The following is a 709-nucleotide window of genomic DNA, read 5'->3' on the forward strand; positions in this document are numbered from 1 at the left end:
TGGCCGTCACCGTCAACGTCCACGCCGCGGACACCTGCCCACTGCCATACAGCGCGACGGCGGTGAAGCTGTGAGCGGCCACGCTCAAGCCTGTCAGGGTCAGTTCCCACAGGCCGGTCGTCAGGTTAACCGTCGCTTCACCTTTGACGGTGGTGCCATCCTTGATCTGGACTTTCTGACCTTTGGCACCGGCCCCTGACAACGTGATCTGGGTATCGACGGTGAATCCGCCTTTGACAATCGTTGTCCCTTTGGAGTCGATGGTCTTGGTGATGGTCGGGGGGTTACTGGCCGTCACCGTCAACGTCCACGCCGCGGACACCTGCCCACTGCCATACAGCGCGATGGCGGTGAAGCTGTGAGCGGCCACGCTCAAGCCTGTCAGGGTCAGTTCCCACAGGCCGGTCGTCAGGTTAACCGTCGCTTCACCTTTGACGGTGGTGCCATCCTTGATCTGGACTTTCTGACCTTTGGCACCGGCCCCTGACAACGTGATCTGGGTATCGACGGTGAATCCGCCTTTGACAATCGTTGTCCCTTTGGAGTCGATGGTCTTGGTGATGGTCGGGGGGTTACTGGCCGTCACCGTCAACGTCCACGCCGCGGACACCTGCCCACTGCCATACAGCGCGACGGCGGTGAAGCTGTGAGCGGCCACGCTCAAGCCTGTCAGGGTCAGTTCCCACAGGCCGGTCGTCAGGTTAACCGT

General features: G+C 61.4%; 1 pseudogene. It reads right to left on the reverse strand.

Annotated features, from left to right (window positions below):
* Window positions 1-709: pseudogene (locus QMX91_RS31305) on the reverse strand (hypothetical protein); the annotation flags it as partial.

The sequence above is a fragment of the Pseudomonas sp. PS01299 genome (assembly GCF_029960145.1).
In the GTDB taxonomy this organism is placed as follows: domain Bacteria; phylum Pseudomonadota; class Gammaproteobacteria; order Pseudomonadales; family Pseudomonadaceae; genus Aquipseudomonas; species Aquipseudomonas putida_A.